This window comes from Stenotrophomonas sp. 05L44_2 (genome assembly GCF_056665995.1).
Genome location: NZ_JBFTNR010000846.1, coordinates 1 through 1615, shown reverse-complemented (window position 1 = coordinate 1615; position 1615 = coordinate 1). Strand labels below are relative to the sequence as shown.

Annotated in this window: 1 protein-coding gene; it reads right to left on the bottom strand. The window is 61.7% G+C overall.

The window, feature by feature from the left end:
* Nucleotides 1-143 precede the first annotated feature (143 nt).
* Nucleotides 144-1615 (bottom strand): 30S ribosomal protein S1 (rpsA, locus tag AC1VAN_RS21250; RefSeq protein ID WP_480986685.1); only part of this gene is annotated, 1472 nt, incomplete at its 5' end.

Genomic DNA, 1615 nt, shown 5'->3' with positions numbered 1-1615 from the left:
CTTCAGGTGCGCCTGCCGGCGCGCAAGGATTTCGATCAGTTCGGATTTGGTCATTACCGGCTCACATCAGGGGCATCTCAGCCTGAAACGGCCCGGGCAGTGCCCGGGCCGTCCAGGAAACAACGAACAGCGTAAGGCCGATATTACTCGGACTTGTTGCCGTTCAGCTGTGCACGCAGCAGCGCGCCCAGCTGGGTGGTGCCGCTGGAAGCCGAAGAGGACTGGTATTCCTCCAGCACTTCGCGCATTTCCGCGTCGTCCTTGGCCTTGATCGACAGCTGCAGGGTACGACCCTTGCGATCCATGCCCACGAACTTGGCTTCAACCTTGTCGCCGACCTTCAGGTGCTGGGTCGCGTCGTCAACACGCTCGTTGGCGATGTCGCGAGCTGCAACATAGCCTTCGATGCCGTCGGACAGCTCGATGATCGCGCCCTTGGCGTCGACTTCCTTCACCACGCCTTCGACCTTGGAGCCCTTCGGATTGGTCGCCATGTACTGGCCGAACGGATCCTGCTCCAGCTGCTTGACGCCCAGCGAAATGCGCTCGCGCTCCGGATCGACGGCCAGGACGACTGCGTCCAGGTTGTCGCCCTTCTTGAAGTTGCGAACGATGTCTTCGCCAGTGGTCGCCCAGCTGATGTCGGACAGGTGAACCAGGCCGTCGATGCCGCCGTCCAGGCCGATGAAGATGCCGAAGTCGGTGATCGACTTGATCTGGCCCGACACCTTGTCACCCTTCTTGTGGGTGGCAGCGAAGGTTTCCCACGGATTGGCGGCAACCTGCTTCATGCCCAGCGAGATGCGGCGACGCTCYTCGTCGACGTCCAGGACCATGACTTCRACTTCGTCACCGACCTGCACRACCTTGGMCGGGTTGACGTTCTTGTTGGTCCAATCCATYTCGGAAACGTGCACSAGRCCTTCSACGCCCGGCTCGATTTCGACGAATGCGCCGTAATCGGTGACGTTGGAGACCTTGCCGAACACGCGGCTGTTGGCCGGGTAACGACGGGCGATGTTATCCCACGGATCTTCGCCCAGCTGCTTCAGGCCCAGCGAAACGCGGTTGCGCTCGCGGTCGAACTTCAGCACGCGCACGTCCAGCTCGTCGCCGACATTGACGACTTCGGACGGATGGCGCACGCGCTTCCATGCCATGTCGGTGATGTGCAGCAGGCCGTCGATGCCGCCCAGGTCCACGAATGCGCCGTAATCGGTCAGGTTCTTGACGACACCCTTCAGGATCGCGCCTTCCTGCAGCTTGTCCATCAGCTGCTCGCGCTCTTCCGAGTGCTCGCTTTCGACGACAGCGCGGCGCGAGACCACGACGTTGTTGCGCTTGCGGTCAAGCTTGATGAGCTTGAATTCCAGCTCCTTGCCTTCCAGGTAGGCCGGATCGCGCACGGGGCGCACATCGACCAGGGAACCCGGCAGGAAGGCGCGGACATCCTTGATGTCCACGGTGAAACCACCCTTGACCTTGCCGCTGATGCGACCGGTGATGGTTTCGTTCTTTTCCAACGCTTCTTCCAGCTCGTCCCACACCATCGCGCGCTTGGCCTTCTCGCGCGACAGGACGGTTCCACCGAAGCCGTTCTCGATCGAGTCGAGGG